Source organism: Salinimicrobium sediminilitoris, from assembly GCF_020866905.1.
GTDB classification, from domain to species: domain Bacteria; phylum Bacteroidota; class Bacteroidia; order Flavobacteriales; family Flavobacteriaceae; genus Salinimicrobium; species Salinimicrobium sediminilitoris.
In genome coordinates this window covers 217823-242090 of sequence record NZ_JAIVCC010000009.1, presented here as the reverse complement: position 1 = coordinate 242090, position 24268 = coordinate 217823, and the positions used below count along the sequence as shown (strand labels likewise).

Genomic DNA, 24268 nt, shown 5'->3' with positions numbered 1-24268 from the left:
GCCTTATATACAGGATTTTATGGAAAATAAATATTTTCTGCGGAAAAATTTTACCGGGGAAGAACTCCCCGACCGGCGCGAAAAGTACCGGTTTATTTGAGTTTCTGCCGAAGGGTTTTTCGGTCTATCTGAAGGATTTCTGAAGCTTTGGTTTTATTATTTCCTACTGAAGCCAAAACTTTTAAGATATGTTCTTTTTCTACTTCTTTTAATGGTTTATTCAAATTATCTCCTGAAGCTAAAGGTTCCGGAACTTTAATTTCTTCAGGAAGGTGCTGTACTTCGATTTCCCTTTCACTCAGAATCACTGCACGCTGCACTACGTTTTCCAGTTCCCTAATGTTTCCCGGCCATGAATGTCGCTTTAAAAGCTGCAGTGCCTTTTCTGAAATCTTAGTATAAGGTTTTTGATACTCCACGCCATATTTCCTGATGAAATTCTTTACCAGTGGCAGTATATCTCCTCTTCGCTCCCTTAGTGGTGCCGTGCGAATATTGACAACGTTGAGCCGATAATAAAGATCCTTCCTAAAAGTGCCATTTTCGATCATCTTGTACAGATCACTGTTAGTGGCCGCTATCACCCTCAGCTGAATTTTTTCAGACTTTTGAGCTCCTATCATCCGTACTTCCTTTTCCTGAAGAACCCGCAGCAGGCTCGTCTGTACATTTGCGGGAGCCGTGCCTATTTCATCCAAAAAAATGGTTCCGCCGGCAGCAGCCTGAAAGAAACCTTTACGGGTCTCTCCTGCCCCGGTAAATGCACCTTTTACATGCCCAAATAGTTCAGATTCCAATAGGTTTTCAGGTATGGCGCCGCAGTTCACGGCAATGAAAGGATTCCCCGCAAAAGCACCTTTGTAATGAATTGCTCTTGCCACCAGCTCCTTTCCGGTACCACTTTCCCCCTGGATCAATATGGTGGCCCTATTATTCTTAACGCGTTCAATGATATCTACCATTTCCTCAAAAGCTTCGGAAGTACCAATCATCCCCGCATAAGCCTCAAGTTTAGCCGACTTTTCCGTAGCTCTTTTCCCTGGCGTTACCGTTAATAAAGATTTTTCCACAGCAGTTTTGAGTTCCTCCTGGGTAAAGGGTTTGACCAAATAATCCAATGCACCACTGCGCATGGCATCAATGGCACCGTCAAGCGAAGGATAACCGGTGATAACTAATTTGGGGATTTTGGGAAAATGCTCATCGACATATTTAATGAGTTCCAATCCATTGATGCCAGGCATTTGAAGATCGGTGATCAAGAGATCAATATTGCTCAACTTAAGAATATCTATGGCCTCGATGACCGATGCTGCTTTATAGGTATGATAATGTTGGTTTGCCAGATTGCGCTGCAGCAACTCCAGCATATCATAATCATCATCTACTATAAGAATATTCTCCTTTTGTAGTGCCATTTTTACATTTTTATAGGAAGTTGAATTTGAACCACGGTACCCATTGGCTCATTATCAAAAGTAATGATCTTTCCCTTATGACTTTTCACGATTCCGTGAACTACACTTAAACCAAGACCAGAGCCATCACCCATTGGTTTGGTAGTGAAAAATGGTTCAAAAATCTTATTGCGGTTCTCAGGAGCTATGCCCGGTCCCTCATCAATAATCTCAATAAATAAAATTGATACCTGTTTATAGACTTTAATTTTTATGACAGAATTTAAAGGAGAAAAATATAGGGCATTAATTAGTAGATTAAAAAGCACCTGTGTAAGCTGAATGGGATCAAGCTGTGCCTGTAGATTATTATCTCCCATCTCAAGTTTGTACGTGACCTGTGCCTTTTTAAAGTTTTGTCCTAAAAGAGACAAGGCCTGCTCCACTACCGGTCTAATAATGATAGTTTCCATGCGCTGGGGCATTTCACAGGCAAAGAACATTAATTTCTTAACTACCTCCCCGGAAAAAATTGCAGCTTTAATAATCTTTGAAATGTCCTTTTTGGTTTGTTCACTCTCTGATCGCTCCTGTATAAGTTCGGCAAAGCCGAGAATATTGCCCAGCGGAGTATTTAACTCATGTGCGATGCCTGCGGTGATCTCTCCAAGAATGGCGAGGCGATCGGTACGATGTACACTTCTTCTTAGTAGTTCTTCCTTTTCCTGCCGCAACTGTTTCTCATAGAAAGTACCAATCTCATCAGCAGCTTTTTCCAGCAACTTTTGTTCTTCGGGAAGAAAATGCTTGTCACTAAATTCCGGCGAGGGATAGTAGATCTTTAAGTATCCTTTTATTTCCTCAAAAACCACTATATCTGCCTCCTGAAAAATGGTATTTTTGAGAGGGATTTCTGTAGCATAATATAAGCTATCCAATTGAACCTCTACCACTGCCTGCTGTGGAAATCTCCAGGCCTCCCTAAGCACTCCGGCAACCTTTTGGAGAGTATACAAGTTATTTCCAGCATGTTGTCTAATTAAAGAAGATATCTCATATAGACAGCTTAACTCCTTGATTCTTTCCTGAAGTTCTTCTTTGGTGGAAGTGATTGATGGCATCTCGCGCAATATTTGTTCAAAGATAGGCCTTTTATGAAACAGAATTTTTCTACGGATTTGTTATACAGCCCAAAAATTAAATTTATAATTGCAAGGTATAAATTTCAAAACAGGGCATAGAAGCTCGGAGAATTATCTTAAGGAAAGTTGCAGGATTACCGGAAAAATATATGCATGATCTTGGCAATTTTTAAAAATTTGCAAAAAAGAAGCAGCACTAAATGATTCATAATTACTGAAAAAAATCCTGACTTCTGAATCTTGTCTCTCAAAAAGCAAAAGGGCCTGCCCATAGCAAGCCCTTCTATTATAATCAAAAAACCCTAAACTCTGGATTTTCTTTTCTTCATTTTCTTTTCTTCCTGTTTTCTTAAGATCTTCTCCTGTTTCTTAGCTTTAAGATCTATTTGTTTTGGTTTCTTTGCCATGATAATATGTTTTAAAATGATTAAAAATTGAACATATTCCCAATTGAACTTTTGACGCAACGAGTTAGATCCGGGATATCGGACGGTAATTTTTAAAAAAGTCAACAGGGTAAGGGAAGCACACTCGCGGGTGCTTAAGACTTCGGAAAGATGATTTTCAGTTTATGTGAAGCTTGAACTAACACAATGTCTGTAAATAATTTAACTTCAAAGATAGGTCTATTTCTTTCATTCTGCAAATTTTCAGAAGCCGGTTATCCAGTTAGTGATTGATTTTCTTTGAACCTTAAAATTTGTGAAAACAGATAAAATGATAAGCTATTGAACAGGTCATTCTTTAACCCTTTCTGCAGAAATAAAATTCAGTACCCGGTTGTGATTTGAGTCTTTTTTGAACTTACGGAGAGTTAGCTTGTTTCCTACCAAAGCTATCTCAAGAATACCTGCTAAAAATGCCATTTTTGAAGGGAGATTAATTGATATTCGGATAGCAAAACTTTTCCATTTTTAAGCATAAACCGGACCGCGGGTTTCCCTTAAAATTCTTGTATTTGCAATACCTTTGCCTATTTTATATGTACAACCCAAATAGTGAGCTTTTAACCAAACGTGCCCGAATCTGGCTACTGACAGGTATCTTATTTATAGCCATGAATTTGCGTCCTGCTCTTTCGGGTATCGGGCCATTGGTCGATCATATACGCCAAGCCTTCAATCTTTCGGATACATTACTCGGATTGCTAACTACCTTGCCGCTGTTGGCTTTTGGGGTGATCTCCACAATTACGCCTTTATTTACCAAGCGCTTCGGAATTGGAAAAACCATACTGGGAGCCATGGCTTTATTGGTAGTCGGTATTTTAATAAGGTCCTGGAGTAATATCGCGGGATTATATTTGGGCACCACGTTACTGGGAATTGCTATTTCCTTTGGAAATGTTTTGATTCCTGCGCTTACCAAGCAAAATTTTCCTCACAAAGCCGGTTTTATCACCAGTTTATATTCTGCCACAATGTCTATTGGTGCCTCTTTAGCTGCTGGGTTAAGTGTGCCGCTTGCTGCCGATCTTAACCTGGGGTGGCAGGGATCTCTGGCCTCCTGGAGCCTTTTGGCATTCGCAGCGTTTGTTATTTGGATCCCACAGATAAAACGAATAAAACGCAACAAACCGAGACGCAGTTTTAAAACAGCCATGAAAAAATTGAGCGGTACCCAATTAGTCTGGCAACTGGCTCTTTTCATGGGACTTCAATCTCTCACTTTCTACGTACTTCTAGCCTGGCTACCCGATATTTTAATTTCTCGCGGTTATGACACCGAATTCGCCGGGTGGATGCTGTCCCTGTCTCAGGCTACGGGAATTATAGGTGCCTTGATCGTTCCTTCCTGGGCGGGTTCCAGGAAAGATCAACGCCTGGTAATCGCATTGCTGGTGTTTCTTGAAATCATAGGGTTAGTAGGATTGATGTTACCTCAACTTGGACTTGTTGTCGTTTGGGTATCTATCTTGGGATTGGTTCTTGGCGGCACTTTTGGCCTTGCACTTTTACTGCTTGTTCTAAGATCATCAGATTCAGAAACAGCGGCAGAACTTTCAGGAATAGTGCAGTCGATCGGCTATTTTATTGCTGCTATAGGACCATTTCTAGTTGGCCTCATTCAGGATTCCTTCAAAATTTGGAATTACTCCCTGGGTCTCCTGGTTATAATTTCCCTTTTAAAATTATGGGTAGGTATGGGAGCCGGAAGAGCCCAGAAGTTATAGTGCCGTAATCCTACTTTAGAAGGAAATCAATTGATTGAAATTTACAAAAATTAGCATTTTAAACTCCTTCTTATTGTACTCGTTGTTACCACAATAGTGTCGGTTTTATTATTTTTTTCAGGGATATATTTGTTCAATAAATTAATATTTGTAAAAAAATCTGGAATTGATTTGAATTTATAATTGATTATCCTCCAGCTAAAACAAATTGCACTATGACAGAACAAAAGAAAGCTTATTTATACGCTCTAATCGCGGTCTTGTTTTGGGGGACAGTGGCAACAGCCATGAAGATCTCGTTGAACTATTTCGATTTTCTACAGCTCCTTTTTCTTTCTGTTTCTGTATCACTCCTCACACTTTTCTGTGTTCTAGTTTATCAGAAAAAAATAAATGATATTCTAAAGCTTCCGGCAAGAGCTTTTCTGAAATCTGCAGTTTTTGGCCTGGTGAATCCTTTCATTTACTATATTATTCTGTTTAAGGCTTATACCATTTTGCCGGCGCAGGAGGCTCAGCCCTTAAATTACACCTGGCCTATTATGATTACCCTGTTGTCCATTCCTATATTAAAACAAAAGATAGGTTTCAAAAATTTTGTAGCCATTTCGATTAGCTTTTTTGGCGTGTTAATTATTTCTACACACGGGGAACTTGCCGATTTTTCCTTTAGCAATCCCCTTGGTGTCGTTTATGGAATAGCATCAGCATTAGTGTGGGCCTTATTCTGGATTTACAATACCAAAGATGAAAGGGATGAGATAAGCAAGCTCTTTTTAAATTTTTTATTTGGGCTAATTTATATCAGCATCGCTTTATCGTTGTTTTCAGAGTTTCCTCATTTTTCTGCAAAGCATTATTTTGGGGCGGCTTATGTTGGTTTGTTCGAAATGGGGCTTACCTTTATCGTCTGGTCACTGGCTCTTAAAAAATCGGAGCAGACATCAAAGGTGAGTAGGTTTATTTATTTAGTGCCTTTTATTTCATTAATTGTTATCTATTTTGTCCTGGACGAAGAAATTCAAAGTTCCACCCTTGTTGGTCTTGTTTTTATCATTGGCGGACTCATTTTCGACAATCTTAAATTCACCAAACTTATATCAAAACTCAAAAACCAGCGAAAGAAAAACAGGTTGTTTGTACTTTAGTAAATTGAAGCTGTAAGTCTGGGAGAGATCTGTAAGTAGAGTTCTCTTTAACGCTACAATACTTCTGCTTATTCATATCCCTAATTTCAATTTTGCCTTAACAATAGCGTTTCTATAATCGTCTTCGTTTTTCTTTACTGCTATTATTCAATAATATTCTACTAGTTTATACTTTGTCTTACAAACTTACTCTTGCCGGAATTTTAACCCTACAGCGGATGTCTAAAGTTATACTTTGGTTGAAATGTTTCCGGGCATGAGAAAATTGATGTAAATTGATTTTCAAATATAAGGCCAATTGTAAGAGAAAATATTCTTAATCATAATACTACTTCCCCTTCTTCAAAAAAAATTGGTCCAGCCAGCCGGTTCAAATCTCCCCGAAAGGGTAGATTTTTCCCATCTTCAGCTAAAAAATTTCGGCAAGTTACATTGAAGATCTGCTCATTGTCAGCATATTACCAATTAATTGGTAAAAAGGACATCTAAGGGTATAGGTTTTGTCTTCTTCCGGAATTTAAATAACCAGTCATTCAATTTATGCCATGAAAACAATAGGTTTAGTTAAAGAACCCGATTTCGAAACAAGGGTGTGTCTTTTACCAAAGGAAGTAAATAGGCTCATTTCTAATTTTGGAATCCGTGTAATCTTCGAATTCGGGATAGGAGCTCAAATAAACATTTCTGATAAGGAATACTTCGAAGCGGGCGCAATTGCTACTTCATCAGAACGCATATTTACAGAGGCCAACTTTATTGCCTCTGTTAACTCAGTTTACCAGGGCCAGCAAATTAGGGAGGAATGTGAATTCCTGGGCATATACAACTTCGGTTATTTTTCAGAACGAATTGAAAATTATCTGAGGCCAAAAATCTCCGTCAGCAGTTTGGATCTTCTTCCACGTACCACACAGGCCCAGAAAATGGATGTTCTTTCCTCTATGGCTTCCTTAAACGGCTACAAAGCAGTTGTTAAAGCAGCAGACATACTTTCTCAAAGTATTCCCATGTTTACAACAGCTGCCGGGACCCTCAGACCTTTAAAAGTTATTGTTTTGGGAGCCGGAGTTGCAGGCTTGCAAGCTATTGCCACCGCGAAAAGGCTGGGAGCCGTTGTTGAAGCTTTTGATGTTCGCACCACAGCAGGAGAGGCGGTAAGAAGCCTTGGCGCCAAATTTATTGAAGTTCCAGGATATTCAGAATCAGAAAATGCTGGTGGATATGCCATTCAACAAACAGAGGAATATCTAAAAAAACAAAAATCCCTTATAGATCAACATTTAAAAACAGCCTCCATTGTAATCTGTACTGCTAACATTCCGGGGAAGCAAGCCCCTGTACTTATTGATCAGACCGCTGTTGATCACATGTCCCCCGGCTCAGTTATCATGGATCTGGCTGCGGAACAGGGAGGGAACTGTGAACTTACCGAGAACGGAAAAACAATAAAATACAACAATATTAAAATAGTAGGTGATTCGCATCTTGTCCGGGAACTTCCCGAATCTGCGTCCAAACTTCTTTCTACCAACTATTATAATTTCATCCATCATATGTGCACCTCGAAGAAAAATGAGGACGATTTATTGAAAAACTGTTCCGTAATAGAATACGGAATCCTTGTCCACAATCAGCTTCAAATGAAATTTCACACTACATAAGAATTCATGGAAACTATTAATTTAACTTACTTCATTGTCTTTTCCATCTTTTTGGGAGTGGAAATAATTTCTAACGTTCCTGCCATTTTACATACTCCATTAATGTCGGGAGCCAATGCGATAAGCGGCGTGATCCTGGTGGGCGCGATCTTTATGATGATACAGGTCGATCCCACAGATTATGTTAATCTTATCCTCGGCGGAATTGCCGTTTTCCTGGGAACAGTAAACATATCAGGAGGTTTTTTTGTCACAGCAAAAATGCTTCGCATGTTCAATTCCAAAAGCAATAAAAAGTAATGGAAAATTTGATCGAGCTGGGGTATTTGATCTCCATTATCTCATTTCTTGCAGGGTTAAAATTTATGAGTTCTCCAAAAAGAGCAAAATTGGGAAATATTATTGCAGCTGCGGGAATGGTATTGGCGGTTTGCCTTACAATTGGCATAAGTATTTCCGCAAATATTCCGCGTACTAATCTTTTAGTTCTTTCTGTAGCTATTTTTTTTGGTGGGGTTGCCGGAAAGAGAATAGAAGGCAAGGTTGAAATGACCAAAATGCCACAATTGGTTTCTTTATTTAACGCGACCGGAGGGGCATGTGCGTTGTTAATTGGAATTATTGAAGCTTCTCAAAACCCGCAGTCTTTATTTCTTCAGTTTTGTTTATTTGTAGGGGTCATAACAAGTGGCGTAGCCGTGACAGGAAGTTTAATGGCCTATTCCAAATTATCAGGTAAAAAACTCAGAATCGAAAATAAAAATACTAGCATCTTTACCAGGACAATTCTGTTAACCCTCCTTTTTATACCGGCTCTAATCCTCACAAATATTTATGCAGGTGCGCTGGGACCGATTGTTTATGTAGTAGCAATTCTTTCCCTGGTTTACGGGATTTTGTTTGTAGCTCCAATTGGAGGTGCTGATATGCCAGTAATCATTTCTTTTCTCAATTCCATTACAGGAATTGCCACCGCTTTTGCAGGGCTGGTCTATGGCAGCTATGTAATGATCGTTGGCGGAATCATTGTAGGCTCAGCCGGGATTTTGCTTACTGCATTAATGTGTAAGGCAATGAACAGATCCTTTTTGACAGTTCTTTCAGGAAAAATAAAAAAGGGTTCGAAAAAGGCTTCTGAAAAAGAACAAATTATTCAAGAAATATCCTTGTCGGAAGTTGCTTTGGAACTTTCCTACTCCTCTAAAATCGCCATTGTACCAGGATATGGGCTGGCTGTGGCCCAGGCTCAACATATTTGTAGCCATCTTCAGAAACTTCTGGAGGGACGGGATACTGAGGTTCATTTTATAGTACATCCCGTCGCAGGAAGAATGCCGGGACATATGAATGTGCTATTAGCCGAAGCAAGCGTTGATTATTCGTATCTTAAGGAAATGGAGGAAGTTAATGAGGAGATGGACTCTTACGATCTATCCCTTATTATTGGTGCTAATGATGTTGTTAATCCGGCTGCGGAAAATGATGAGGAAAGTCCCGTCTACGGAATGCCCATCATTCGAACCCATCATAGTCGAAAAGTGGTGGTTATGAAAAGAGGAATGAGCACCGGTTACGCGGGAGTGCAAAACGATCTTTTTGAAATGGATAATTGCTTTCTGTTATTTGGGGATGCCAAAGATTCTTTGACACAGCTTGTGGATCAACTGAAATTGATCTCGAATTAAATCTATAAAGCGCATGAAAAATTCTCAAGAGACCTTTACAAAACAGGATATTGAACATTTAAAACATTGCCTGGCTTTAGCTGAAGAAGCTTTAAATGCCGGGGACGAGCCTTTTGGGTCTATTCTGGTTAACCAAAAAAACGAAGTAATTGCTGAAGCCCGCAACCGGGTGAATGAAATTAACAAGCTTGCACATCCTGAAATAGAACTGGCGCATTGGGCGGCAGTAAATCTTTCTGAAGAAGAAAGAGAACACACCACAATGTATACCAGTGGTGAACATTGTCCCATGTGTGCTGCCGCCCATGGGTGGGTAGAATTGGGTACTATTGTTTATTTAAGTTCGGCAGATCAATTGTCCCAATGGTTGCAGGAAGTGGATGCTTCCCCTCCACCTGTCAATAATATTCCCATTCAAGACATAATTAAGTTAACGAAAATTAAAGGTCCTTTTGAAGGGGAGCTTCTTCAGAAAATAAAGGATTTACAACTGCGATATCACCACAAAACCTTATAAAATTGAAAGAAATTTTATGGATGTTTTATGTCCGCTTAGCTCTACAATACCAACGCTTGAACCCTGCAATTAAATAATTAGGAAAGATTGAAATGAAGAATTTTTAAAATCGGAATGTTTACAGCTCACATTGAAACTTAATCATGGTTATAAACATAAATTTTATTATCTTATAAAGTAGAAGTTAAAACACAAAATCTGTGGCGGGAAATGTACACAATTGAAGTTGAAATCATTTAAACAATTTATAAATCAAAATTCAGGATAAAATGAAAACTAACATTGGGATTACAAAAGAAAACCGAGAAAAAGTAGCAGTCGTTTTAGGCCAACTTTTGGCTGATGAATTTGTGCTTTACACAAAAACGTTAGGAGCACATTGGAATCTTGAAGGTCACGATTTTCACACAAAACATTTGTTTTTTGAGGAGCATTACAACAGCATAAAAAAAACAATTGATAGTGTAGCAGAACGAATTCGTAAGATTGGATCTTATGCTCCCGCAACCTTAAAACAATTTTTGAAATTGACCCATTTATCTGAAGAGGCCAATAACGGTAACTCTAGCCAGGATTATATTAAAACCTTACTGGAAGACCATGATGCCATCATTCAGTTCATCAGGAGTAATATTTCTGAAGTGGAAGAGACCTATAAAGATGCAGGTACGGCAGATTTCCTTACAGGATTAATGATGGAGCATGAAGAAATGGCCTGGATGCTCCGGGCAAGTATATCAAAATAATTTAAAGTATTCGATGTTTTTTTATGAACTACTACCTTTTTATTTATTTAATTTACAAGAATATAAGGGGAGTAGTTTTTTAATGTAATCTAAGATTTTATTGAGCCCGAAATTTGTCATTTTAAGACGGTTTGTATATAGTAGTTAAAAATTTCATTTTTGAGAGGTGTTTCACAATATTTATTATTCGTTAATTATAACAGGCCTGTCTACTTCGCTACTTCATTCTTGCATCTTTTCTACCGGCTAGACAGCCGAAGCGTTCTATTTTTTTTGCCGCTCAAGAATGAGAAAATCTTAAATACTTTTTAAAGTTTCGGTCAGTCTCAACATCTTATCACTAACAGAAAACATCCATTCCAGTTGTTCCCACACCAAATGCGCCTCTTGAAGATTATTTGAAAAATTCTCAACTTTCAATGAATCGAACCTGGGTATTTGTTCCTCAAAAAAAGAAGCTTTTAAGCTCGAAGTGTTCGTATAGTCACAATTTCTTTGATTTAGACATTTGAGAACGTTATTTAAATTCTCCTCAATTTTCGCAGTTACCATTTTGAACTCCTTCGATGCTTCGGTAGTTTTTTGGTGTTGCATATAAGTGCTTAATGAAGCTAATGATGCCAAAAATCTATGGTTCAAAACAACCAGTTCATAACTTTTATCGGTTTCCCTTTGTTTTGATCTGGGTTCCTGCGCCATTCGCTGGAAAGCCGCATTTAAATTAGAGGTTTCTAAAAATGCCGTTTTCCGTGCTATTTTATAGGAGGTTGGGATCTTTCCTTTCTGCTGATAATATTCAGTGACTGCATGAAAAAAATCTTTATTGGCTTGCACGCTTTTTTTAATACTTTTCTTGATTTCGACAAACTCCCATGTGGGCAAAAGCCATCTCATGGCAACATAAGAAAGAATAGCTCCTACAAGAGTATCTAAAATTCGAAATGTTATCACGGAGAGGACATCTGTTTGTAAAATGGCATACATAAAAATTACACCCAAAGTAATAAAAGTCGCTGAAGCTTTATAGTTTTTTTGTACCATGGAAAGCGAAATGACGAGAGAGGCCACGCCCAGGATACCATACACAATTGGGTTTTGTATTAAGAAAACCATAGCAGTGGCGATAGCTCCGCCTATAAATGTGCCTATTATTCGGTCTTTTGCGCGACTTTTTGTGAGTCCGTAGCTGGGTCGCATAATGACGATAATAGTCAACAAAATCCAGTAAGGGTTCTGAAAAGGCAGAAGCGCACCTATTGTATAACCAATCATAATGGTAACCGCCAGGCGAAACGAATGTCTAAAAATACCAGACTTAAAATTAAAATTCCTTTTCAATAGTTCCAGGTCATATTTTTGTAGTACAATAAAACCTTTGGTAGTTTTTCTATCAATAGTTTCGACTGCCGTAGGATTATTATCCCCCAACAACCATTTTATTCTTTTAAGCTTTTTGAATTGTTTTATTTGATATTCGAGCAAATTTTGGAGCATGAGATATTCCTCATATTTCCCGGATTCACGAAGTTGGTTAATTTGGAGTCTTGCATCTTCAAGGCTCTTACTTATAATTTCGTTTTTAGCCAGACTAATTTTACTGTTTCCCGCTTCTGAAATTATCTGCAGTTGGTCCGACATTCTGAATATAATGTTCTGAAAAATTTTAATGAACTGGGGATGATCTTTAAAGAGAGCTTCCATTCGGTCATAATTTACTGGATTAGCGGTTGGTGTTTCCAACATTTCCACTAATTGCACGAATATTAACAAGCGTTTATCCTGATAATTCGACCACCCGGAATTTTTTCTGGAAAGGATTAAAATTTCTCTCAGGACCTCATGATTATCGGTAAGCTCATCTTGTAATTTTATTAATTTAGAGTACAGTTTTTCAGAATCTTTATGTGTATCGAGCAATTCTCCACGTGTTGCTATAAATTTTGCGGTTAGTTCGTAAGTTTCAGACATTAGCTCCTCTGTCTCTGCCTTTGGATTTAAGCGATATAAAATTTTGACCAGGAACAAATACCAAAGCCCTCCCACACCTATTAACAGAGCAAATTGATAAATCTCCAGCTTCTCTGAATCGTGTGCGAGGCTAAGCACCAGGGCCAAAAGTCCCGAAAAACTGATTAGTGAAGCACGAAATCCATAGATTGAAATCAAGGCAATACTAAAACTTAAAATCCCTAAAACAGGAAGAGAAAGCCACGTTTCGTAATGAAGATGCCCTCAAATAAAACTTACAACCATTGCCAATCCAGCAGAGATAAGAATACCTGTTTTTTTATGTCGAAAATTACCGCTAATATCACTCGGCGAACTCCAAAAGGCTCCAAAACTAAGTGCTAATCCAATTTCAAAATATCCCAGTTGAGTCCCTATAATTATGGGTAGACTTACCGCTATACCCACGAGAACCGCCCTCGAAAAAACCATGCTTTTCAGGAAAATTTGAAATTTTTTAAGTTTTTCGGAAGTGAAAAGGGAAACAGTACCCAAAATAAAAATGTTTTTATACTAATATAAGCCTTATATCTCACAGATTCCATTATAAAATAAATCACAAAGCACATTATATTAAGCTTCTACATTTTGCAAACTACTTATAGGAATACAAAATCTAAAAAATCAAAATTTACAGCTTTAGCCTAAAATACTGGATAAACTAAAGAGGGTGGAATTCTTATAATTTTTTACTGCAAAAACGAATAAGTACTAGTGATAAAACTTAGCTTCATATATTAGTTGTCACCCACAGGACTAGCAGCACCTATACCCAAAAGAGAATCTACAATAGCTGTGAAGAACAATAGAGAAAAGGCATTAGGCTACATTTTAATAGCACCTAAAGCACCTCAATACTAATGCTGGCAGAATAGAAAATACAATGCGATATTTAGAAGTTTACGAGGAATATAACTAGAGCTGGGAGAAGTATTATCCCTCTATAACTTTTTATGAGAGAGTCTATAGTTCGACAGAAAGTTTTCGAATACCCTTCATATTTATACCAGAATCCGGACTGAATTCTTCTCAAAAATTTATCACTTCACTATCATTTCAAAATGACTCAGTCATGATTAAAAGCAGCCAACACTCTAAAAATATGCATCACCGCCGGGAAAACTGCATCCATAGATTCTTCTGCGCCTTTTGTGGAACCGGGAAGAGCAAGTATCAGGGTATTTCCAATTAAACCTGATACCGAACGCGACAGCATAGAATAGAGCGTCCTTTCCTGTCCGTAATTCCTAATTGCCTCCTCTATACCGGGAACAGGCCTTTCCAGAAGGGGCCTAATCGCTTCGGGAGTGATGTCTCTGGGAGAAACCCCTGTGCCACCTGTAAGAATGACCATATTAACCCCTGCCGCACATTTTTGCTTTATGAGTTCCTGGATCCGGTCCTTCTCATCTGGAATGATCAGATAATCTTCCACGGCTACTTCATAGGCTTTTAGCTTACCAATTATAGCCTTCCCTGCCCGATCCTCTTAATCTCCTGCAGAAATGGAGTCAGAGCAAACAATAACTGTAGCTTTAAGATCATTTTCTTCCACTACTTTTCTGTAATCGGTTTTTCCGCCCTTTTTTTCGAGCAGCTTGATGTTTTCTATAGTTATTCCCTTGTCAATGGGTTTAAGCATATCGTACATGGTCAAAGCCACAACCGAAGCGGCGTGCATAGCTTCCAATTCCACACCGGTTTTATAAATGGTGTGCACTTCGACTTCAACAAAAACTGCAAGGTCTTCAATGCGATATCTAATGTTCGTGTATTCCACAGGTAACGGGTGGCAATCGGGGATCATATCGCTCGTGCGTTTCGCCGCGAAAAGTCCGGCGGTTTTTGCCATTTCAAACACATCTCCTTTTGGAACCTTTTTTTGCTCGATTGCATGAATGGTTTCAGAAGAACTTGCCCGGACAACCGCATGGGCAATAGCTTTTCTAAGGGTATTGGATTTATGGGTAATATTTACCATTTCAAATGCTTATCAGGTGTTTTCTTTCCAGCTGGCTTTGTCGCTTTCCAGCAATTCTTTCCCCCAAACCAAATATTCAACAAAGTAAAAGTCACCTGTTCATTCTGCAACAAATCCATTGCATAATGGGTTGCATTAATTGCAACTGGTGAAAAATCTGACAGGATTAGAATTTTCATAAAACCTTAAATTTAGGACACACTTATCCCTGTTCTTTCCTAAAAAAAATGAGCAAGATCAGTTAATGTTATATTATTTGGCTGTTATTCAGGTAATAGAGCAAATGCTGCAACCACTAGTATTCGTTAGATATTTTTATAAATTGCCGTCATTAGAGAATATTTAAACTTTTATCCTTCACTTAAAACTGAAATGAAGATTAAAGACAAGAGAAGATTAATAACATATCTTAATCTTCTGGACGAACCAATTAAATTTAATCCTTTCGTATTTAGCCGGCACTTTTTCCTCTGGGCAATTCTTGGGATCATTGGTGGCCTTATAGCCGGCGTTTACTGGATCATTCTGGAATTTATGATGCACGGATTAGCCATCTTTGAAGGCTGGCAGGTAATTCCAACAATGGCTATCTCCGGATTGCTGGCAGGACTCATTATTCATTTTATTGGTGATCCTGGCGAGATCGATCTTATAGTAAACAATATCCGATTTAATAAGGGTAAATTGGATTCCAGGAATAATCCTTCTATGGTACTGTCCTCATTGCTTTGCGTTGCCTCGGGAGGCAGCCTTGGACCTGAAGCACCACTGGTGCAGGTTACAGGTTCCACCGGATCCTGGTTTGGAAAAGTGCTGCGGTTAAAAGGGGAAGATCTAAGATCGATGAGCATTGCAGGTATGGCATCGGGATTTACAGCTCTCTTCGGTGCACCTTTGGGAGGTAGCCTATTCTCTCTTGAAATTCTTCATCACAAACACGCCGCCGAATATTATAAAGCGATAATCCCGGCATTTGTAGCTAGTTGCTTTAGTTACGTAATTTTTGCACTGATCATCCACCTGGGGCTGGGGCCTATATGGGACCTGCCCACTTATGAAGTTCAGGGGAAATTTGATTTTGCATACGCCGTCCTATTTGGCGTTGCAGCTACCCTTTTAGGCTGGGTGTTTATTTTTTGCACCAAATTTTTTAAGGCCGGCTTTGGTAAGTTGCTGCTACCGGTTTATGTGAAAACCTTCATTGGAGGAATTGCTTTGGGAACCATTGCATATTACTTTCCTCTCACCCGCTATTTTGGACATCATCAGCTCAACAACCTTCTTCTTGCAGACCTAAATCTGGATTTCCTGGTCTTGATCCTGATCTTTAAGATCTTCGCTATTGCCATTACAGTGACTTCAGGTTGGAGAGGTGGTTTTATAATTCCGCTTTTCTTTGTAGGTACTACCCTGGGGCTTATAATCCATAATTTATTTCCTTCTGTAGATCCGGCCCTTGCTATTATCAGCTGTATGGCAGCTATTAATGCCTGCGTTACCAGAACTCCCATGAGTACAACAATTCTGCTGGCAACGCTCACAGGATTTGCTTATTTCATTCCTATTCTTTTCGCAAGTCTTACAGGATATTTTCTTGCTCCCAGAGTTCCTTTCATTTCCTCTCAGATGGATCCAAAAAAAGATTAATTAAGAAATAATCTACCTAAAATCAGCTTTCAGAGATATTTTTTGAATATTTTAATTTGCCATTAATAATTTCTGCAGGCTTGGTGTAAGGGTGTTCCATGGTTTTATTAGTGGCCATAAGATGCGTCACTTTCCAGCCTCTTAACTTCATTAAATCAGAAATTAATGCCCTGTGGCAGCTCCACCATACAGTTTCTGAGCACATATATGCCACTCTAGATTCACAGGCTAACTCCTCAAGCTTTTCTACGGCATTCCGGAAAATATCAGTTTCCATAAAATCTGCGTAACGTCTAAAGGATAGCAGTCTCCATCCTGTTTGTAGAATTTTTGCTGGTTTTTCTCCTTCCACCTAGATCTTCAAAATGATGATAAAAAATGTCATTTTCGGGTATAGAGTTTTTTAGATTTTCCTTATTAAAATGAGGAGACCTCCTGGAACCGGGATATCGTCTCACATCCACAAGTACTTCTATTCCAAAGTTATTGAGGATGTTCAGAAATTCCTCCAGAGAACGAGTGGAGTGACCTACAGTAAAAATTTCTGAATTATTTGTCATTGGTTGTGGATTGTTTTTCTAAAGAAGTTAAGGCAATTTCCACAGAATTTCAAAATAACTCTAATCTACGACGATTAAGTCTTGGAATTACTTCCAAAATTCTTCACTGGTATTTTCCTGAAATTTCTTATCACTATGATTTTCTTTAATGAGTGTCAGTTCTTCCTCGACTTTCAGGCTCAAGACTTTAATAATGGGATATTAATTAATAAGAAAATGATAAAAAATGTATTTATACATTCGCAATTTCCCGGCCCAAAAAGGTAGGAATAAAGTCAAGTTATCTAACATTCAAAATTTGTATAATCAGCTTTTAATTACCAGCGGTACTAAATAAAATTTTCTTTAAAATAAATATAGGTTGCCACCTGGCAACCTATATTTACTGCATTTTCTAAATTAGGATTTAGTCTAACTTTCTAAAGTTCCCCTCAGCATCAAATTCTAACTCTATACCATCGGCTAACTCAACCTCCTGTTCATTGTCCTGTTTTTCCCATCCAATTACCTGCGCATTGGCATAATTGGCCTGTAGATAAGAACTTATTTTTGAGGGTAATGTCGCCACTGGAATAGCTTCATTGTTTTTACTGTCGATCTCAATGATATTACCGTTCTCATCAAAATCCAGCTCAATACCATTAGACAGTTTTACTTCGTATTTTTCATCTTCCCAAATTTGCCAGTTGCTGTTTTCATCCACATCTACCACCGAAACTGAGGAAAAATGCTTGTTGATGAAATCTTGTGCAGTAGACGGTAAATTATTGGTGTTTACCTGTGCAAACATTCCAACTGAGAAGAAGGCGCAAAACGCCGATACAATTACTTTTTTCATAACTTGTTTTTTTAATTTGAGGCGAAGTAAGTTCTTAAATCTGGAAAAAGTTAGGAATCAGCTTTTGACGAAACCTAAATCTTTCCCAAATTCACTCTTACTTTTGGAACTATGAAGATCCTGATCATTGAAGACGAGAAAGACATGAGGCAGAATATGCAGGCCACCCTGGAAAAGGAAAATTTCCTGGTGGAGCCTGTCGCAACTTATGAAGAAGCCATGTCAAAGATAGGAGTTTACGATTACGATTGCATTCTCCTGGATATCGGTCTGCCCGACGGAAATGGCCTCGAGATCCTGAGAATATTAAAAGATAAAGGATTTTCAGATTCTGTGATCATAGTTTCTGCTAAGGATTCTCTTGACGATAAAGTTTAAGGCTTGGAATTAGGTGCCGATGATTATCTCCCAAAACCTTTCCATATGGCCGAACTCAACGCAAGGGTCAAAGCTGTACTCCGTCGTCGGAAATTGGACGGCAGCAATTTGCTTAAAATTGCGAATGTTAGCATAAATATCGACAGCCACCTGGTCGCAGTGGACGGAGAAGAACTCGAACTTAACCGAAAGGAATTTGCTGTACTGTTCTACCTTGGCACCAACCAGGACCGGCTGGTAAGCAAATCCGCGCTTGCTGAACATGTTTGGGGCGACTATATTGACCAGACAGATAACTTTGATTTTATTTATTCGCAGATAAAAAATTTGAGAAAGAAACTATCCGATAAGAATGCGGGACTGGAGATCAAAGCAGTCTATGGAATTGGTTATAAGCTCCTGATTCCATGAAATTACTCAATTACACTACTACTTACTTCGCAGTAATCCTTGTCTTTTTACTCGGTTTGTGGGCCCTTATCTTTTATTTCGAAATATTAGATGAGATCTATGACAGAATGGATGACGGGCTGGACAATCAAAAAACGCTGGTAATAAGGAAAGCAAAACAAGATTCTTCAGTTCTGAAAAAAAATGCATTCAAAGACGGCAATTATATTATTACTCCAACAACACCCGAATTTAGTAAGGGGGTTACTGATGCTTACCGGGACACCTTAATGTTTATGGAAAATGAGGAAGAATATGAACCGGTACGCCTTTTAGAAAGCGTTTTTCAACAGGATGGTTCGTTTTACAAGATAAAGGTAGTGACTTCAATGGTCGAGGAAGATGATCTAAGGAAGGAACTTTTCTTTTCGCTCCTGTGGCTTTATCTGGGCCTGATCCTAACCATAGTGTTGCTGAACAGCTTTTTTCAGCAAAAGGCATGGAAGCCATTTTACAAGCTCCTCCGTAGGTTGGAGGAATTCAGCATAGAAAGAAATAACAGAATCGAATTTGAATATACTAAAATTGAGGAATTTCAATTGCTCAATGAACGAATCGACCGGCTGCTGAAGAAATCTGTGGAAAGTTACAAGAGTCAAAAAGAATTTATTGAAAATGCCTCGCATGAGCTACAAACTCCTCTCGCAATAAGCATCAATAAACTGGAATTAATGGCCGAAAATACTGATCTCCCGCCCCAACAAATGGAAGAGCTTGGTGCAGTTCTTCAAAGTCTGGAAAGACTTACTCGTCTCAACAGATCACTGATATTGCTTTCCCGTATCGAAAACAGGCAGTTTGCAGAAAAATAAAAGATCAACTGGAATGCCCTTGTAAAACAGATCATGGCCGATTTCGGAGATTTTGCCGCACACCGGGAGGTAAAAGTAATTTATCTGAAGAAGACAATATCGCTGGTTTAGGAAATAAAGACCTGGCTAGGATACTGATCTCCAACCTGCTCAAAAATGCCATTTTCCACAGCGCTTCAGACACCGAGGTTGAGATCGAGATTTCCTCTAAAAGGATAGAATTTAAGAATCCGGGAATAAGAGCTCTCGAAAAAAGCAAGATCTTCAGCAGATTTAAAGGCGCCGAAAAAGTAGATTCTACCAGCCTTGGTCTGGCTATTTCAAAGGCTATAGTTGACAAAATGGACCTGGAACTAACCTACTATTATTCGAATCAAAAGCATCATTTCAGTGTGAATTTTTAAATCTGAATTACTTTTTGATCTTTGAAGATTTGGTTGAAAGATAAGTCTGGATAATTATTATGAGCATTATCAGTCCCAATACAAATCCTCCTATAACATCTGTTACCCAGTGGACCCCCAAATAGATTCGCGAAAATGGAATCGTAGCAATAAGAAAGGCACAAATGAAAATACCCAATGATCTCAGTCTCTTTTTCGGTATTTTTAAATAGATCATCAAGAAAATCAGGAAGCCAAAATATACTACATAAAAAGAGGTATGTCCGCTTGGAAAACTATGATGTTCTGCATCCTGAAGAATGTTTACCAGACTGCTGTCAGGACGCGGACGGTCGATTAGGAGCTTAAAGCCGTAATTGACTACTGAAACGAGCATTGTTGATGCTATGAAAAGCGCTTCTTTTACATATTTCATGAAATAGAATACACAAGCTGCACCAAGACTTAGACTTAGAACTTTAATTGTACCTCCAAACCAACTTATGAATATCATTAGATTCTCAATGGCACCATGTTCATCTTGAATTTCCTTAGAAATTTTAATATCAATAAAAGTCGGTGGAAAGAAGTAGACTAATGCGCTTAGGGAGATGAACAGCAGTATTAAAACTACTAAAAATTGATTGGTGATATTTTTGTTTCCGATAAATCTTGTTTGCATAGAATAGCCAATTAGATTGAATTTTTTAATAGTTCATAAATCTTCAAAATTGAATTTTTGATAAAAATCCTTGAAGGTATAATGGAGCTAAAGGAAAGAGGTGAATCTGGAAAGAAACAGGAATATGCCCCTATCCCTTCTATATTCTTTTTAGAAAGCGTTTGTTGATGACCTTAGTTAAATATGATCGGGAAAGAAAATGAAGCACAGGAAGGCTTTGGTATGTAAGATCCTGCTCCAGTACTTTCTGAAATTAGGATCAAATTCCCAATTCCTTCCAGTTTTCTTCCGCAAATTCGTAGAAACAAAAAATGAATTATAGAATTCTCTTCCTGGTGTTGATGAGTTTCGTGTTGCTTTCCTGCGACGACGATGATTATCCTTATGCGGAAGTGCCTTCTGTTGTGCTGAATGAATTCTGGACTCAATATCCTGACGGCACAGATCCTGAATTTAATTCGATTGGTGAGGATTATGAGGTGGATTTTGAAATAAATGGAAATGACTATTCAGCCCTATTTAGCACCTCCGGAAATATTCTGAAGGAAAAGAAAGAGATCACCTGGAATAAACTCCCCATTGAAGTTCAGGAAGCTCTTCAAAAAAATTACGGACAAAAGAAAATAGAAGATCCCGAGTGGGTGAGACAGGGAGAGGATATTTATTATCAGGCCGAAGTGAAACGGTTTTTTCTTGATGAGGACATCGTGCTTGATGCCGCAGGAAGATTAGATAGTGAAAGGAAATTCTGGAAATAAAGAACTATGAAAAAGGTCATTTTTGGAATACTGATTTTGATTGGCGGAGTACTGACAATTAGTGCATGCAAGGGAAAAGCTTCGGAACTGCAGCATGAGACTTTTCGGTACGAGATTCTTGAAAAATGGGAGCTACCCAAAGCTTTAAATGAAGTATCAGGGATTGCATGGATTGGAGACAATCGTATTGCCTGTGTGCAGGATGAAGATGGCATAATTTTCCTTTACAACCTAAAAGATTCTAAGATTGAAGAAGAAATTGAATTTGGAAACGGCGGAGATTATGAAGGCATAGCGGTAGTTGAAAAAGATGCTTATGTGTTGCGCAGTGACGGAATCATATTGGAAGTTTCAGATTATTTGGGAAAAGATCCTCAGGTACAGAGACATGTTACCAATATTAGTCAGCTTCCTGGGATCAATATTGAAGGGCTGTGTGCCGATCCTGCAAACGACCGCCTCCTGCTGGCAGTGAAGGAGAGAAAGAATTGTGATGAATATAAAGAAGTCTTCGCTTTTAACCTTAACAAGAAAGCTTCAGACGAAAATGCATTTTTCAGCATCGATCTTTCAGATCCTATTTTTAAAAATGTAGATGAAAAGTTTTCAGAAAAATTTACTCCGGGAGAAATGAACATCCACCCTATTACCGGAGAATTTTTCATCCTTGACGGCACCCGTCCAAAGCTCTTGATAACCGAAAATGACGGCAGGCCCAAAGAACTTTTCATGTTAAAGCTTAAAGATTTTGGTAACCCTGAAGGCCTCACATTTAATCCTGAGGGAGAACTCTACATTTCAAATGAAGCCGAGGATGGACCCGCCAGTATTCTAAAAGTGTCCCTCAACCGGAATTGAAAAATATTTCAAAAAAAAATTAATAATTAACCCCCTATGGAAAAACAGTCAATTGAAACAGCGTCTGTAAAGCAGAGTAAGCTTCCGCTTTATATTTCGGCTGTTATAGTTATATCTCTTGTTCTTGCATATTTCGTTATTCCCGGGGTGCAGGCCTGGCTTTCTGAAGCCTGGAATGTGCTCACGAGTGATGATGAAGCCAGAATCCAGGCCTGGGTTGCAGATTTTGGTTGGTTTGGTCCTGTAGTACTAATTCTAGCCATGATCGCACAAATGTTTCTGCTGGTGATCCCTACAATTCTTTTGATGGTCGTTTCTGTGCTCGCTTATGGGCCGGTTTGGGGCAGCTTTATCATCCTTGCAGCAGTATTTTCAGCCTCTTCGGTTGGATATTTTATTGGAAGATATTTTGGTCCCGTCATTGTGGAAAAACTCATTGGCCATAAGAATGAAAAAAAGATCAGTTATTTTATTGACGATTACGGTTTTTGGGCGGTTATCGTAACCCGACTCAATCCCTTTCTTTCCAATGACGCAATTAGTTTTGTGGCCGGGATCCTCAAGATGGGCTACTGGAAATTTATAGGAGCCACCCTGGTGGGTATAGCGCCATTAACTCTATTTATTGCTATTATTGGGAAAAGCACAGATGCTTTAAAAAGTGGATTGCTGTGGGGCTCCTTGGTGAGTTTGGTCCTGTTCGGACTTTATGTGTACTGGGACAAGAAGAAGAGAAAAAACAAAAAGTGAAATATCTGAATAGATTTAATGACAAAATTTAAACTTCTTATCCTCCTACTCTTTTCCACTTTAGGAAGCAATCTTGTCTATTCTCAAAATCCAAAGTCTTACTTTCTTGAGAATGAGGTTGGGCTTTCAATTCCTGCAGAAGGGAAATCGTCATTAGATGTAGGCGTTGGTAGCCGCGGAATGCTTCAGGAAACATTTGACGGCGAAAAAATTTTCGGTTATCAACATGAACACCTTGAACTGAATCTTTTTACAAATTACGCAACCAGCAAATCTACGATTTTTAGCCTGGGACTCAGATATCGTTTTACAGATATTTTTGATTCTTCTGAAACAGATGAGTTCAGGATTATTGAACAGCTGGAACTGGAACCTGTCAATCTTTCTTTCTCGCATAGATTTAGGCTCGAACAGCGGTTCAGGGAAAATATTATACATCGAATCAGGTATGAATTAGCATATTCAGCACCCATTAATCAATATCTATCCTTTGGAATTGAAACTGAAGCCCTGTATGCCATTTCAAGCCAGTTAAAACCTGAAGCAGAACAAAGGTTTTCAATTGGTTTGGAAAATTCCTCTCTTAAAAATATTGAACTGGAGCTTGGTTTTGAATACAGAATGGAGGATTATGCGGGCGACTTGGCTCATGAATTTTTCATTGTCACCGGAATAAATTATGCTTTACAATCTAAACAATTTTAAAAATAGATTTTCCGCGGTTGCCTTATCCGGCAGATCAGGAGAAATTCTGGCAGCTGGTGAAGCTGGTTGGTGAATTGCGAGAAATTCATTTGCTGAAAAGTCCGGTCTTTGAAGATTCTATTACAACTTATCCTGAGGGCGGGGACAACAAGATCACGAGGAAGATCACCAAAACCAGTCCGGGTTTCGAACTCACCAGTGAGGAAGAAAAAATTCGGAAAAGTTTGGATTAACGATGTGCAGTATTTTGACAATGTTCCAGAAGTAGCCTGGGAATTCTACATTGTCGGCTATTAACCTGCTCAAAAATGACTAAAAGACAGGAAGGACAGGACGTTAAGTTTTGAAGACATTCTTCATTATCAGAAGATTATTGTGGATCAATTATTTGTAACTGAAGGTAAAAGAAGACAAAGTATTTTTTGACCTTCTGATTTTTGCCGCAAGGTCGGCAATATGTAATTTACCTGTAGGTCTCCTTCCCTTCCATATTTCTAAATGAGATTGGTAACATTCGCGGGTAATTGAACTCAAAAAATATAAATGAAAGTTAAAAAAAGAAAAGTGTGCGTAAAGTGTGCGTAATCCTAAAAAAACATGACTCCGAATACAATTTTTTTTATCCAGGTCAGCGGTTTTTACGGTTACAACTACGGAAAAACATTTATATTTATTTTATACCTTTCTAAAGATATCCCAATAAATTCAAGGGATAAGGATAAATGTGTAGATGGTATTTTAAGACAACAAAAAACCCCTCTGGAAAAGAGGGGTTTCTGTGATCGCGAGAGGATTCGAACCTCTGACCGTCTGCTTAGAAGGCAGATGCTCTATCCAACTGAGCTACGCGACCATTAAAGCGGTGCAAATATAATGAGGTTTTTAAAAAAGACAAGCAAAAAAAATATTTAATTCTCTCATTTTTTATAAGTAGAAAGACTTCAGTAATTTATTAAATTTTATTTTTTGTCTACCTCGTTAATTCAAGGT

General features: G+C 38.5%; 23 protein-coding genes, 1 tRNA gene and 3 pseudogenes. 17 read left to right on the top strand and 10 right to left on the bottom strand.

The window, feature by feature from the left end; genetic code table 11:
- Window positions 1-92 precede the first annotated feature (92 nt).
- Both LA313_RS10985 and LA313_RS10980 read right to left on the bottom strand, forming a co-directional pair.
- Entirely contained in the window at window positions 93-1418 is a 1326-nt protein-coding gene (locus LA313_RS10985) for a sigma-54-dependent transcriptional regulator (protein WP_228914877.1), read from the bottom strand.
- A 2-nt stretch (window positions 1419-1420) separates the two neighbouring features.
- Window positions 1421-2518, bottom strand: a complete 1098-nt coding sequence (locus tag LA313_RS10980; protein WP_228914875.1) for a sensor histidine kinase — start codon at window positions 2516-2518, stop codon at window positions 1421-1423.
- A gap of 1003 nt (window positions 2519-3521) precedes the next feature.
- Between LA313_RS10980 and LA313_RS10975 the strand changes: the two genes are divergently transcribed.
- The 7 genes from LA313_RS10975 to LA313_RS10945 all read left to right on the top strand — a co-directional run bounded on the left by LA313_RS10975 (window position 3522) and on the right by LA313_RS10945 (window position 10469).
- Window positions 3522-4712, top strand: coding sequence for a CynX/NimT family MFS transporter (locus LA313_RS10975; RefSeq protein ID WP_228914873.1), 1191 nt, complete (start codon window positions 3522-3524; stop codon window positions 4710-4712).
- A gap of 215 nt (window positions 4713-4927) precedes the next feature.
- Window positions 4928-5860, top strand: a complete 933-nt coding sequence (locus LA313_RS10970) for a DMT family transporter (protein ID WP_228914872.1) — start codon at window positions 4928-4930, stop codon at window positions 5858-5860.
- Window positions 5861-6405: 545 nt separating this feature from the next.
- The gene (locus LA313_RS10965; RefSeq protein ID WP_228914871.1) at window positions 6406-7521 is read left to right on the top strand and encodes an NAD(P) transhydrogenase subunit alpha; all 1116 of its coding nucleotides are present in this window, start codon (window positions 6406-6408) and stop codon (window positions 7519-7521) included.
- Between the two features lie 6 nt (window positions 7522-7527).
- The gene (locus LA313_RS10960; RefSeq protein WP_228914866.1) at window positions 7528-7821 is read left to right on the top strand and encodes an NAD(P) transhydrogenase subunit alpha; all 294 of its coding nucleotides are present in this window, start codon (window positions 7528-7530) and stop codon (window positions 7819-7821) included.
- Window positions 7821-9206, top strand: coding sequence for an NAD(P)(+) transhydrogenase (Re/Si-specific) subunit beta (locus LA313_RS10955; RefSeq protein ID WP_228914859.1), 1386 nt, complete (start codon window positions 7821-7823; stop codon window positions 9204-9206). The genes LA313_RS10960 and LA313_RS10955 overlap by 1 nt, the downstream gene beginning before the upstream one ends.
- A 13-nt stretch (window positions 9207-9219) precedes the next feature.
- Window positions 9220-9723: a nucleoside deaminase gene (locus tag LA313_RS10950; RefSeq protein ID WP_228914851.1), complete on the top strand. Its 504-nt coding sequence runs from the start codon at window positions 9220-9222 to the stop codon at window positions 9721-9723.
- A 269-nt stretch (window positions 9724-9992) separates the two neighbouring features.
- The gene (locus tag LA313_RS10945) at window positions 9993-10469 is read left to right on the top strand and encodes a Dps family protein (RefSeq protein WP_228914848.1); all 477 of its coding nucleotides are present in this window, start codon (window positions 9993-9995) and stop codon (window positions 10467-10469) included.
- A 297-nt stretch (window positions 10470-10766) separates the two neighbouring features.
- Here LA313_RS10945 and LA313_RS16455 read toward each other — a convergent pair.
- The 3 genes and pseudogenes from LA313_RS16455 to LA313_RS10930 all read right to left on the bottom strand — a co-directional run.
- A pseudogene (locus tag LA313_RS16455) lies at window positions 10767-12671 on the bottom strand (FUSC family membrane protein); the annotation flags it as partial.
- Window positions 12672-13542: 871 nt separating this feature from the next.
- A pseudogene (gene moaCB, locus LA313_RS10935) lies at window positions 13543-14457 on the bottom strand (bifunctional molybdenum cofactor biosynthesis protein MoaC/MoaB).
- Entirely contained in the window at window positions 14451-14636 is a 186-nt protein-coding gene (locus tag LA313_RS10930) for a hypothetical protein (protein ID WP_228914844.1), read from the bottom strand. The pseudogene moaCB and the gene LA313_RS10930 overlap by 7 nt, the downstream one beginning before the upstream one ends.
- A 193-nt stretch (window positions 14637-14829) precedes the next feature.
- On the opposite strand from LA313_RS10930, the gene LA313_RS10925 reads away from it, so the two are divergent.
- On the top strand, window positions 14830-16104 hold the full coding sequence (locus tag LA313_RS10925) for a chloride channel protein (protein ID WP_228914842.1): 1275 nt from the start codon (window positions 14830-14832) through the stop codon (window positions 16102-16104).
- A 22-nt stretch (window positions 16105-16126) separates the two neighbouring features.
- Here the strand turns inward: LA313_RS10925 and LA313_RS16425 are convergent, their stop codons facing one another.
- The 3 genes from LA313_RS16425 to LA313_RS10915 all read right to left on the bottom strand — a co-directional run bounded on the left by LA313_RS16425 (window position 16127) and on the right by LA313_RS10915 (window position 17502).
- On the bottom strand, window positions 16127-16381 hold the full coding sequence (locus LA313_RS16425) for a DUF488 family protein (RefSeq protein WP_333473555.1): 255 nt from the start codon (window positions 16379-16381) through the stop codon (window positions 16127-16129).
- Window positions 16382-16397: 16 nt separating this feature from the next.
- The gene (locus LA313_RS16420; protein ID WP_333473554.1) at window positions 16398-16664 is read right to left on the bottom strand and encodes a DUF488 domain-containing protein; all 267 of its coding nucleotides are present in this window, start codon (window positions 16662-16664) and stop codon (window positions 16398-16400) included.
- Window positions 16665-17070: 406 nt separating this feature from the next.
- A complete protein-coding gene (locus LA313_RS10915) occupies window positions 17071-17502 on the bottom strand; it encodes a PepSY-like domain-containing protein (protein WP_228914840.1) in 432 nt (143 codons plus the stop codon).
- A 111-nt stretch (window positions 17503-17613) separates the two neighbouring features.
- Between LA313_RS10915 and LA313_RS10910 the strand changes: the two are divergent.
- The 3 genes and pseudogenes from LA313_RS10910 to LA313_RS16450 all read left to right on the top strand — a co-directional run bounded on the left by LA313_RS10910 (window position 17614) and on the right by LA313_RS16450 (window position 19546).
- Window positions 17614-18291: pseudogene (locus tag LA313_RS10910) on the top strand (response regulator transcription factor).
- A complete protein-coding gene (locus LA313_RS10905; RefSeq protein ID WP_228914837.1) occupies window positions 18288-19142 on the top strand; it encodes a sensor histidine kinase in 855 nt (284 codons plus the stop codon). Before LA313_RS10910 ends, LA313_RS10905 begins: the two are co-directional and overlap by 4 nt.
- Window positions 19091-19546 (top strand): sensor histidine kinase, encoded by a 456-nt coding sequence (locus LA313_RS16450; RefSeq protein ID WP_408641372.1) that lies wholly within the window; start codon window positions 19091-19093, stop codon window positions 19544-19546. Before LA313_RS10905 ends, LA313_RS16450 begins: the two co-directional genes overlap by 52 nt.
- A gap of 7 nt (window positions 19547-19553) precedes the next feature.
- On the opposite strand, the gene LA313_RS10900 is transcribed toward LA313_RS16450, so the two are convergent.
- The gene (locus tag LA313_RS10900; protein ID WP_228914830.1) at window positions 19554-20207 is read right to left on the bottom strand and encodes a phosphatase PAP2 family protein; all 654 of its coding nucleotides are present in this window, start codon (window positions 20205-20207) and stop codon (window positions 19554-19556) included.
- 311 nt (window positions 20208-20518) lie between these two features.
- Between LA313_RS10900 and LA313_RS10895 the strand changes: the two genes are divergently transcribed.
- The 6 genes from LA313_RS10895 to LA313_RS16415 are packed head-to-tail and all read left to right on the top strand — an operon-like array spanning window position 20519 to window position 23575.
- Window positions 20519-20965 (top strand): hypothetical protein, encoded by a 447-nt coding sequence (locus LA313_RS10895; protein WP_228914828.1) that lies wholly within the window; start codon window positions 20519-20521, stop codon window positions 20963-20965.
- 6 nt (window positions 20966-20971) lie between these two features.
- Window positions 20972-21823 (top strand): SdiA-regulated domain-containing protein, encoded by an 852-nt coding sequence (locus LA313_RS10890; RefSeq protein ID WP_228914827.1) that lies wholly within the window; start codon window positions 20972-20974, stop codon window positions 21821-21823.
- Between the two features lie 36 nt (window positions 21824-21859).
- Window positions 21860-22573, top strand: a complete 714-nt coding sequence (locus tag LA313_RS10885; RefSeq protein ID WP_228914825.1) for a TVP38/TMEM64 family protein — start codon at window positions 21860-21862, stop codon at window positions 22571-22573.
- 18 nt (window positions 22574-22591) lie between these two features.
- Window positions 22592-23278 (top strand): DUF2490 domain-containing protein, encoded by a 687-nt coding sequence (locus LA313_RS10880; protein ID WP_228914823.1) that lies wholly within the window; start codon window positions 22592-22594, stop codon window positions 23276-23278.
- Between the two features lie 17 nt (window positions 23279-23295).
- A complete protein-coding gene (locus LA313_RS10875) occupies window positions 23296-23511 on the top strand; it encodes a hypothetical protein (RefSeq protein ID WP_228914818.1) in 216 nt (71 codons plus the stop codon).
- Window positions 23477-23575, top strand: coding sequence for a hypothetical protein (locus LA313_RS16415; RefSeq protein WP_333473553.1), 99 nt, complete (start codon window positions 23477-23479; stop codon window positions 23573-23575). Before LA313_RS10875 ends, LA313_RS16415 begins: the two co-directional genes overlap by 35 nt.
- A 482-nt stretch (window positions 23576-24057) precedes the next feature.
- Here LA313_RS16415 and LA313_RS10870 read toward each other — a convergent pair.
- Window positions 24058-24131 (bottom strand) — tRNA-Arg (locus tag LA313_RS10870).
- Between the last annotated feature and the right edge of the window lie 137 nt (window positions 24132-24268).

Excerpts from the sequence above, each read along its gene's own strand:
- LA313_RS10985 (WP_228914877.1), bottom strand. The coding sequence starts at position 1,418 with ATGGCACTACAAAAGGAGAATATTCTTATAGTAGATGATGATTATGAT.
- LA313_RS10980 (WP_228914875.1), bottom strand. The coding sequence starts at position 2,518 with ATGCCATCAATCACTTCCACCAAAGAAGAACTTCAGGAAAGAATCAAG.
- LA313_RS10975 (WP_228914873.1), top strand. The coding sequence starts at position 3,522 with ATGTACAACCCAAATAGTGAGCTTTTAACCAAACGTGCCCGAATCTGG.
- LA313_RS10970 (WP_228914872.1), top strand. The coding sequence starts at position 4,928 with ATGACAGAACAAAAGAAAGCTTATTTATACGCTCTAATCGCGGTCTTG.
- LA313_RS10965 (WP_228914871.1), top strand. The coding sequence starts at position 6,406 with ATGAAAACAATAGGTTTAGTTAAAGAACCCGATTTCGAAACAAGGGTG.
- LA313_RS10960 (WP_228914866.1), top strand. The coding sequence starts at position 7,528 with ATGGAAACTATTAATTTAACTTACTTCATTGTCTTTTCCATCTTTTTG.
- LA313_RS10955 (WP_228914859.1), top strand. The coding sequence starts at position 7,821 with ATGGAAAATTTGATCGAGCTGGGGTATTTGATCTCCATTATCTCATTT.
- LA313_RS10950 (WP_228914851.1), top strand. The coding sequence starts at position 9,220 with ATGAAAAATTCTCAAGAGACCTTTACAAAACAGGATATTGAACATTTA.
- LA313_RS10945 (WP_228914848.1), top strand. The coding sequence starts at position 9,993 with ATGAAAACTAACATTGGGATTACAAAAGAAAACCGAGAAAAAGTAGCA.
- LA313_RS10930 (WP_228914844.1), bottom strand. The coding sequence starts at position 14,636 with ATGAAAATTCTAATCCTGTCAGATTTTTCACCAGTTGCAATTAATGCA.
- LA313_RS10925 (WP_228914842.1), top strand. The coding sequence starts at position 14,830 with ATGAAGATTAAAGACAAGAGAAGATTAATAACATATCTTAATCTTCTG.
- LA313_RS16425 (WP_333473555.1), bottom strand. The coding sequence starts at position 16,381 with ATGGAAACTGATATTTTCCGGAATGCCGTAGAAAAGCTTGAGGAGTTA.
- LA313_RS16420 (WP_333473554.1), bottom strand. The coding sequence starts at position 16,664 with ATGACAAATAATTCAGAAATTTTTACTGTAGGTCACTCCACTCGTTCT.
- LA313_RS10915 (WP_228914840.1), bottom strand. The coding sequence starts at position 17,502 with ATGAAAAAAGTAATTGTATCGGCGTTTTGCGCCTTCTTCTCAGTTGGA.
- LA313_RS10905 (WP_228914837.1), top strand. The coding sequence starts at position 18,288 with ATGAAATTACTCAATTACACTACTACTTACTTCGCAGTAATCCTTGTC.
- LA313_RS10900 (WP_228914830.1), bottom strand. The coding sequence starts at position 20,207 with ATGCAAACAAGATTTATCGGAAACAAAAATATCACCAATCAATTTTTA.
- LA313_RS10895 (WP_228914828.1), top strand. The coding sequence starts at position 20,519 with ATGAATTATAGAATTCTCTTCCTGGTGTTGATGAGTTTCGTGTTGCTT.
- LA313_RS10890 (WP_228914827.1), top strand. The coding sequence starts at position 20,972 with ATGAAAAAGGTCATTTTTGGAATACTGATTTTGATTGGCGGAGTACTG.
- LA313_RS10885 (WP_228914825.1), top strand. The coding sequence starts at position 21,860 with ATGGAAAAACAGTCAATTGAAACAGCGTCTGTAAAGCAGAGTAAGCTT.
- LA313_RS10880 (WP_228914823.1), top strand. The coding sequence starts at position 22,592 with ATGACAAAATTTAAACTTCTTATCCTCCTACTCTTTTCCACTTTAGGA.